Below are 8,544 nucleotides of genomic sequence, written 5' to 3'. Positions count from 1 at the left end.
GACGATACGGTGGCCTTTTTTACGCGCTGCAATGATCCGCTTCCTTAAATCTGCACTCAATGGGTTCATCCCCAGTTTGGTACGGCATCGGACAGGGATTGTACAGTCTATTGTGCCTATCTAATCCGGAATTGCTCTAGAGCGCTTCCCATTCAATGGGCGGCAATTCCCAATCGTTTCTCTTACTCGCTCTCGTGCTCGTTCTCTCCATCCATGAGAGAACGAGAATGAGAAAGAGTATGAGAACGATTAGCAGATTAAACGCAAAACGCTTTAGAGCCATTCCGGTTTGACTGGAGACATTTCCATTTATGTGGTGGAGCGGCCCGCTCCACCTTGGGAACCCGGATTGATTCTATCAAAACCGGAAGTGCACCAGTTTATCTCGTTTACGCCTCAGCCTGCCACATGCTCCTGCTCGGGCTCTCTTTTTGGGAGAGCACAAGCACCAGGGCTGGAAGAGAAACGAGATCAGCCCGCGGCGCCGGTCAGACTGGAGATGATGCTCACAAGCGGGAGGAAGAGGGCGATGACGATCGTACCCACGACCACAGCCAGGAAGACGATCATGACCGGTTCCAGGAGCGAGGTCAGACCGGCGACGGCGACGTCCACTTCTTCCTCATAGACATCGGCCACCTTGGTGAGCATGTCGGGCAATTGACCGGTCTCCTCACCGACCTGGATCATGCTGATGACCATGGGCGGAAAGAGGCCGCTGGCCTCGAGCGGAGCGACCATCGATTCCCCTTCCTTGACGGCTTCGTGGACCTTGGTCAGGGCGTCGGCGATGACGACGTTGCCGGCCGTTTCTTTCGTGATGCTGAGGGCTTGGAGGATCGGAACGCCGGAGGAAACCAGCGTGCCGAGCGTGCGGGAGAATCGGGCGATGGAAGTCTTGGTCAGGAGATCGCCAAAAATGGGCATCTTGAGTTTGAAGCGGTCGAGGACGATGCCGCCGGCGGCCGTGGCGGAGAAGAGTTTGTAGCCGACGACGAGGGCGACGATGATGATGGGGAGATAGGGGATGGGGAGGGCGCCGGGGCTTACGGACGGCGGCCAGACGAGGTATTGGACGAAGCGGCTGACGTCGATGACGAACTGGGTCAGACCGGGAAGGGCGCGGCCGCTGAGCATGTCGTTGAAGATTTTTTCGAATTTCGGAACGATGAAAAGGAGGAGGAAGGCGAGGATGCCGACGGCGATGCAAAGCACGACGACGGGGTAGACGAGGGCGGCGATGACCTTGCCGCGGATCTTCTGGGATTTTTCCTGGAACTCGGCCAGTCGGCGCAGAACGATTTCCAGAACCCCGCCGAGTTCACCGGCCTTGACCATGTTGACGTAGAGCTTGTTGAAAATCTTGGGGTGCTGGGCCAGGGCTTCCGAGAACGTGTTCCCGCTTTCGACGGAGTCGGAGAGATTGACCATCGCCGCCTTGAGGCCGACGTGCTTCTCCTGCTTCATCAGCGTGCGGAGGCTGCGGAGGAGGGGAAGGCCGGCGTCAATGAGGGTGGCGAGCTGCCGGGTGAAAATCATCAAGGTCTTGGCCTTGACCTTGGGTGCGCCGAAGACTCCGCCCTTGGCGGCCTTTGTGCCTTCACCAGGACCGGTGACTCCACCCGTGCGCACGCCCTCCACCACCGTGGTGGGGAAAAGGCCCTGGGCCTTGATTTGGGCCGAGGCATCCTGCGCATTCGCAGCGCTGACGGTTCCGGATTTCTGTTGTCCGGCCGAATCGACCGCAGTGTAAGAAAAAGTGGGCATGGGAGTGGGGGGTGATTAGGTGTACTTTATCACTTCTTCGATGGTGGTTTCACCATCAAAAATGCAGCGCAGTCCGTCTTGGCGGAGAGTGGTCATGCCGAGTTCAATGGCTTTCTGTCGGACCACCACGGTGGGGGCGCGCTCGTTGATCAACTGCCGGATGGGCTCCTTGATGTCGAGGAGTTCGTAGATCCCCTTGCGACCCTTGTAGCCGGTGTTGTTGCAAACTTCGCACCCTTCTCCGTAGTAGAACGACTTGTCCCCGACATCGTGCGCGGTCAGGCCGATTTGCGCAAGCACGCTTTCCGAGGGTTCGTAGGCGGTTTTGCATTTCTGACAAACCTTGCGGATGAGGCGTTGGCCGAGCACACCCTCGAGTGTGGCGGAGATGAGGAAGGGTTCGACGCCCATATCGATGAGACGGGTGATGGCGCCCGGGGCGTCGTTGGTGTGGAGCGAGGTCAGGACGAGGTGCCCGGTGAGCGAGGCTTGGATGGCGATCTGGGCGGTTTCGAGGTCGCGGGTTTCACCGACGAGGATGCGGTCGGGGTCCTGACGGAGAAAGGCACGGAGGGCGCGGGCGAAGGTCAGTCCGATGCTCTCGTGGACCTGGACCTGCATGATGCCTTCGAGTTCGTATTCGACCGGGTCCTCGGTGGTGAGGATCTTGGTGTCGATGGTGTTGATTTTGCGGATGCAGGAGTAAAGCGTGGTCGTCTTTCCGGAGCCGGTGGGGCCGGTGACAATGAAGATGCCGTGGGGTTTCTCGATGGTGGCCTCGATGTAGGTCTTGATGGCATCGGGCATGCCCAGGCTTTCCAGATCAAGGTTGACGACCGAGCGGTCGAGGACGCGAAGCACGACACTTTCCCCGTGCTGGGTCGGGAGGGTGGAGACGCGGAGGTCGACCTGTCTTCCGGCCAGGGTGGTCTGGATGCGCCCATCCTGTGGGATGCGGCGTTCAGCGATGTTCAGACCGGACATGACCTTGATGCGGGAGATGACAGGAAGGGCCAGGCGCTTGGGCGGGGGGGCCATTTCGTAGAGGGCGCCGTCAACGCGGTAGCGGATCTTGAATTCTTTTTCGAATGGCTCGAAGTGGACGTCGCTGGCCTGGGCTTGAATGGCTTTGGCGATGACGGTGTTGACATACTTGACGATGGGGGCGCTGTTGGCGGCGGAACCCACGTCATCGAGGGCCTCGACACCCTCTTGGACTTCACCGGCCAACTGGGAGAGGAGGTCGTCGACGGCGGCGTCCTCCTTGCCATAGAATTCGGTGATTTTCTCCCTTACCTGGCCGAGGGGACAGACGATGACGTGGATGGTCTTGTTGGTGGCGAAGCGGATGTCCTCGACCGCCTGCTGGCCGAGGGGGTCGAGGAGGGCGACGGTGATGCTGTCCTGGTCGTAGGCCACGGGGAGGGCGCCATGGATGCGGGCGGTCTGTGGAGGGATCGAGGCGAGCAATTCGGGGGTGAAGTGGGCGCCGGAGAGATCGACGTATTGCAGGCCGAGGTAGTTCGCGATGTGTTGGAGAAGGTCGTTTTCGGAGAGGATGCCGTAATCGGCGATGATCTGTTCGATGGCCTTGCCCGAGCGCTGGTGCTCCTCGAGCAGGTCCTGCATTTGTTCCGGGCGGATGAGGCCGTGGTCGGCGAGGAAAGAAGTGAGGAGGTGGGCGTCCATGGTCAGTCCTTGTCCCCCATGGTGGCGGAGATGATTTCCTCGGGCGTGGTGACGCCGGCGACGGCCTTGCGGATGCCGTCCTCGCGCAGAGTGCGCATCCCGAGGTCGCGGGCACGTTCGCGGATGACCGAGACACTGGCGCGGTCGTTGATCAGGCCGCGGATTTCGTCGTCGACCATGAAGATTTCGAAAATGCCATTGCGGCCCTTGTAGCCGGAGCCGCGGCAAATGTCACAACCGTGGCCGTGGCGGAAGTTGGCCTCGGCCAGGCGCGAGGCGTCCAGATTCATGGCGCGGAGCTCGACCTCGCTCGGGCTGTAGGCCTGGGCGCAGTTTTTGCAAACCTTGCGGATGAGGCGCTGGGCCATGACGGCGCGGACCGAGGAAGAGACGAGGAAAGGTTTGATGCCGATGTCGACCAAGCGGGTGACGGCGCTGGGGGCATCGTTGGTGTGGAGCGTGCTGAAGACCAAGTGGCCGGTGAGCGAAGCGTTGATGGCGATCTGGGCGGTCTCGGGATCGCGAATTTCCCCCACCATGATGATGTTGGGCGCCTGGCGGAGCATGGCACGGAGGGCGGAGGAGAAGGTCATGCCGACGTCGTGGCGGACGGCAACCTGGTTGATGCCGGGCAGTTCATACTCGACCGGGTCCTCGACGGTGATGAGTTTGCGGTCAGGTTTGTTGAGGGTGTTGAGGCAGGCGTAGAGGGTGGTGGACTTCCCGGAACCAGTGGGGCCGGTGACGAGGAAGATGCCGTCGGGCAGGCCGAGGATCCGTTCCATCAGGGCTTGGTCGTCAGAAAAGAATCCGAGCTCGGGCAGGCCGAGGGTGAGGCTGGTCTTGTCCAGAATACGCATGACGATGGATTCGCCGTGGACCGTGGGGATGCTGGAAACACGGAGGTCAATGGAACTGCCATCCTGCATGGCGAGGGCGATGCGTCCGTCCTGGGGCAGGCGCTTTTCCGCAATGGACATATTGCCCATGATTTTGATGCGGCTGAGGATGGCGGATTGGAGGCGCTTGGGCGGGTCGCGCATTTCTTGGAGTACCCCGTCCATGCGGTAGCGGAGGCGGAATCGTTTTTCCAAGGGCTCAATGTGGATGTCACTCGCCTTGAGCCGGAAGGCATCCATGATCATGCCGTAGACCATCTTGATGATGGGGGCGTCGCCTTCGCCGCCCTCGGTTTCCTCGACCGCCCCGGCGGATGCGGGGTCTCCCTTGACCAACAATTCCTCGTCGGTCCCGTATTCGTTGATGAGGGCGTCGACGGATTCGTCGGTGGCACCGTAGTGGGTGGCGATGGCCTGCTCGATTTTCTCCTTGGGGACGACGATGGGCTCGATCTCCGTCTTCATCAGGTAGCGGAGGGCGTCGAGGGTTTGGAAATCCATGGGGTCGGGGATGGCGACCTGGATGGAGTGGGGGAAGCGTTGAACCGGAATGACGCCGTAGTGGCGGGCCTGGGATTTTTTCAGCAGGGCCACGGCCTCGGGATGGAGGTGTTCGATTTCGGGTGAAAACTCCATCCCGCAGTCGGTGGCCATCAATTGCAGGATGTCATTGCGGCTGGCCTGGCCGGAGGAGACTATCTCATCGAAGGCGGAACGGTGGTTGTTGGCGGCATCCAGGCGCACCTGCAGCGCCTGATCCTGGGTGAGGGAGCCGGAATTGACCAACAACTCAAGGATGTAATCGTCGTTCGGCGCCATCTTGTGTTCCAAAAGTTAGAAAGGCGCTCTTTACCTGCCAAGGATAATCACAGTTTTTTGCGTAAAATTTCATCCACCACGGCGGGGTTGGCCCGGCCCTTGGTGGCCTTCATGACAAAGCCCTTGAAGGCGTTGATGGCGGCGGTCTTGCCGGCCTTGTAGTCCTCGACGCTCTTGGGGTTGGCGGCGATGGCCTGATCGCAGATGGCCTCGAGTTCGCCCAAATCGCTGACCTGGACCAGGCCCTTTTTCTCCACAATGGCGTTTGGCTTTTCACCGGAGGCGAGCATGTCGGCGAGGACGTCCTTGGCCTGTTTGGAGTTGATCTTGCCGTCTTCGACGAGGTTGGAGAGATCCCCGAAGTAGTTGGCCGGGAGAGTGACGGTGGCGAGGTCGGGGCCGGTGGCGAGGAAGTCGTTGATGAGGAAATTGGCCACCGCTCCCGGGTTTTTTGCGCCGGCAGCGGCTTTTTCAAAGTAGGCCGCCAGTAGGCTGTCTGCGACCAGGACTTCGGCTTGGTATTCACCCAGGTTGTACGTGTTCATGAAGCGGAGCTTCATCTGTTCGGGCAGTTCGGGCAGGCGCTTCTGGGCCCGGTCGAGAATTCCTTCGGTGGTGCGGACGGGGAGCAGGTCGGGATCGGGGAAGTAACGGTAGTCGTGGGCGTCCTCCTTGACACGCATGAGCTGGGTTTGTCCGGCGGGGTCATCCCAGCGGCGGGTTTCCTGGCGGATGGTGCCTCCGGATGAGACCACCCCGATCTGGCGGTCGATCTCATAGGCCAGGGCGCGGCGGACCCCGCTGATTGAGTTCATGTTTTTCACCTCGCACTTGGTGCCGAACTTTTCCTGGCCGACCGGGCGGACGCTGACATTGACGTCGCAGCGCAACTGGCCCTTTTCCATGTCGGCGTCGCTGACCCCGCCGTGGATGAGGATCTGCTTCAGGGTGGTGAGGAAGGCGAAGGCCTCCTCGGGCGAGCGTAGATCGGCCTCGGTGACGATCTCCATCAAAGGGGTGCCGGCGCGGTTGAAGTCAATGCCGCTGGTCACCTCAAAGTGCTGCGATTTGGCCACGTCTTCTTCCAAGTGGATACGGGTCAACCGCACCGCTTTGCGGGCGGAGGCAATGGGTTCCTTCTGGGTTTCCTTGGGGAAGGCGTACTTGCCAAGGACCACTTGGCCGCCTTCGCAGAGGGGCATGTCGTACTGCGAAATCTGGTAATTTTTCGGCATGTCGGGATAGAAGTAATTCTTCCGGTCAAATTTGCAGATTTCGGCGATGCGGCAGTTGAGCATCAGACCGGTGAGGACGGTGCGTTCAATGGCCTCGGCGTTGGGGACTGGCAGGGCACCGGGGAGACCGAGGCAAACCGGGCAGGTGTGCGTGTTGGTGGCCCCACCGTATTCATTGCGGCAGCCGCAGAACATTTTGGAACGGGTCTTGAGCTGGACGTGCACTTCCAGACCGATGATGGCTTCGTAGGACATCGAATTTTTAACTATTTAGTCTTAAGGGTTAAGTTTCAAGGCACAGCAATGGACGGGCGTTGTTTGACCCATTCATGCGCGGTTTCGTAGGCATGTCCGGCGCGCAGCAGGGTTTCTTCGCCGAAATGGGGGCCGATCAATTGCAGGCCGATGGGGAGGCCCGAGGAGGTGAATCCACAAGGGAGGGAGAGGCCGCAAACGCCGGCCAGATTGACGGCGATGGTGTAAATATCGGCCAGGTACATTTGGAGCGGATCGTTGGTTTTTTCGCCAAACTTGAAGGCCGGACCGGGCGAGGTGGGCGTGAGGAGGACGTCGCACTTTTCGAAGGCCTGTTCGAAGTCGCGGCGCAGGAGCTGGCGCACTTTCTGGGCGCGGTTGTAGTAGGCATCGTAGTAGCCGGAACTGAGGACGTAGGTGCCGAGGATGATGCGGCGTTTGACCTCGGGGCCGAAGCCCTCGGCGCGTGAATTCTTGTAAACGGATATCGGGTCGGCGGCGTCGGTCGAACGGTGGCCGTAGCGAACCCCGTCGAAGCGGGCGAGGTTGGCCGAAGCTTCTGCGGTGGCGATGATGTAATAGACGGCGATGGCCGCGGAGGTGTGGGGGAGGGAAACGTCGACGATTTCGGCTCCCTGACGGGTATACCAGTCGATGGCCTTGCGGATGGAGGCTTCGATTTGCTTGTCCATGCCCTCGGCGAAGTATTCACGGGGAATGCCGACACGGAGGCCGTTGATGGGCAGATTGAGTTTGGCGGTGTAATCGGGGACGGCGACCGGGCGGCTGGTATTCTCCATGGGGTCGTAACCGGCCAGAACATTGAGCAGGAGGGCGGAATCCTCCACGGTTTTGGTGAGCGGTCCGATTTGGTCGAGGGAGGAGGCGAAGGCGACCAGGCCGTAGCGGGAGACCCGTCCGTAAGTGGGTTTCAGACCGACGCATCCGCAGAGCGCGGCCGGTTGACGGATGGAACCGCCGGTGTCCGAACCGAGGGCGGCGATGGCTTCATCGGCGGCGACGACGGCGGCGGAGCCGCCACTGCTTCCCCCGGGGATGCAATCGAGGTTCCAGGGGTTGCGGGTTTTTTGATAGGCGGAATGCTCGGTCGAGGATCCCATGGCGAACTCGTCCATGTTGGTGCGGCCGAGGAGAATGGCACCGGCTTCGCGGAGTTTGCGCACCACGGTGGCGTCGTAGGGAGACTTGTAGCCTTGCAGGATTTTCGACGAGCAGGTGCAACCTTCGCCGAGGGCGTTGATGTTGTCCTTGATGGCGATGGGGATGCCGCCGAGGGGCTTGGAGAGGTCGGCCTTTTGTGCGGCCTGGAGGGCGGATTCCCGGTCGACCCGGAGGTAGCCTTGGACTTTCGGGTCCACAGCCTCGATGCGTGCCAGTAGGTCTTGGACGATGGCCGTGGGGGTGGTGCTGCCCGCTTGGAGGTTGCGGCGGAGGGCGGCGATAGTAGAAGAGGACAAACTCATGGGATTACTCGACGATTTTGGGCATGATCAGCAGGTGGTCGGCCTGCTTGGGGGCATTTTGCAGCGAGGCTTCGCGGCTCAGGCTGGGGCGTTCCTCGTCGAGGCGGAGGACGTTGACCGGGAGATGGGGATCGATGGGGTGGTCGGGGACCGAGGAGGTGTCGACGGCATTGAGTTGGGCGACGTAGTCGAGGATGTTGCCAAGTTGGGTCTGGAAAAGGTTTTCTTCGTCCGGGGTGAGCTTGAGTCGCGCCAATCCGGCCACATACGCCACTTGGATGCCATTCGTTTTCACGTAAAGTTCTTAGACCTGTGCAAGGGCTGCCTCAAGTGATTTAACGCATTTTTTGTGTGGGGTCATTCCTTCCTCTAATCCGTGGGTTATCCCGGATGATA

Annotated in this window: 6 protein-coding genes; all 6 read right to left on the bottom strand. The window is 60.5% G+C overall.

The window, feature by feature from the left end:
* Positions 1–471 precede the first annotated feature (471 nt).
* From SFU85_13960 to gatC, 6 genes are read right to left on the bottom strand one after another with little or no spacing between them, the layout of a single operon-like run.
* Positions 472–1,767, bottom strand: a complete 1,296-nt coding sequence (locus SFU85_13960; protein ID MDX6767883.1) for a type II secretion system F family protein — start codon at positions 1,765–1,767, stop codon at positions 472–474.
* A gap of 15 nt (positions 1,768–1,782) precedes the next feature.
* Positions 1,783–3,456 carry a GspE/PulE family protein gene (locus SFU85_13955; protein ID MDX6767882.1) on the bottom strand — a complete coding sequence of 558 codons (1,674 nt, stop codon included), beginning with the start codon at positions 3,454–3,456 and terminating at the stop codon, positions 1,783–1,785.
* Positions 3,457–3,458: 2 nt separating this feature from the next.
* Positions 3,459–5,174 carry an ATPase, T2SS/T4P/T4SS family gene (locus SFU85_13950; protein MDX6767881.1) on the bottom strand — a complete coding sequence of 572 codons (1,716 nt, stop codon included), beginning with the start codon at positions 5,172–5,174 and terminating at the stop codon, positions 3,459–3,461.
* 47 nt (positions 5,175–5,221) lie between these two features.
* Positions 5,222–6,664, bottom strand: coding sequence for an Asp-tRNA(Asn)/Glu-tRNA(Gln) amidotransferase subunit GatB (gatB, locus tag SFU85_13945; GenBank protein ID MDX6767880.1), 1,443 nt, complete (start codon positions 6,662–6,664; stop codon positions 5,222–5,224).
* A gap of 35 nt (positions 6,665–6,699) precedes the next feature.
* The gene (gene gatA / locus SFU85_13940) at positions 6,700–8,148 is read right to left on the bottom strand and encodes an Asp-tRNA(Asn)/Glu-tRNA(Gln) amidotransferase subunit GatA (protein MDX6767879.1); all 1,449 of its coding nucleotides are present in this window, start codon (positions 8,146–8,148) and stop codon (positions 6,700–6,702) included.
* Between the two features lie 4 nt (positions 8,149–8,152).
* The gene (gene gatC, locus SFU85_13935; GenBank protein MDX6767878.1) at positions 8,153–8,443 is read right to left on the bottom strand and encodes an Asp-tRNA(Asn)/Glu-tRNA(Gln) amidotransferase subunit GatC; all 291 of its coding nucleotides are present in this window, start codon (positions 8,441–8,443) and stop codon (positions 8,153–8,155) included.
* Between the last annotated feature and the right edge of the window lie 101 nt (positions 8,444–8,544).

This window comes from Candidatus Methylacidiphilales bacterium, from assembly GCA_033875315.1.
In the GTDB taxonomy this organism is placed as follows: Bacteria; Verrucomicrobiota; Verrucomicrobiia; order Methylacidiphilales; family CAZTYG01; genus JANRJG01.
Note: the sequence above shows the minus strand (reverse complement) of the source record. Positions and strands in the feature narration are given on the sequence as shown.